General features: G+C 56.9%; 1 rRNA gene. It reads left to right on the top strand.

Annotation, left to right across the window (positions count from 1 at the left end):
- Positions 1 to 332 (top strand): 16S ribosomal RNA (locus DNH61_RS02215); the annotation flags it as partial.

Here is a 332-nt window from a genome sequence, read left to right on the forward strand (position 1 = left end):
TGGCTCAGGACGAACGCTGGCGGCGTGCCTAATACATGCAAGTCGAGCGGATCTTTGAAGGTGCTTGCACCTTTAAAGATTAGCGGCGGACGGGTGAGTAACACGTAGGCAACCTGCCTGTAAGACATGGGATAACATCCGGAAACGGATGCTAATACCGGATACGCGGTTCCCCCGCATGAGGGAACCGGGAAAGACGGAGTAATCTGTCACTTACAGATGGGCCTGCGGCGCATTAGCTAGTTGGTGGGGTAACGGCCTACCAAGGCGACGATGCGTAGCCGACCTGAGAGGGTGATCGGCCACACTGGGACTGAGACACGGCCCAGACT

It is taken from the genome of Paenibacillus sambharensis, from assembly GCF_003233845.1.
GTDB classification, from domain to species: Bacteria; Bacillota; Bacilli; order Paenibacillales; family Paenibacillaceae; genus Paenibacillus_I; species Paenibacillus_I sambharensis.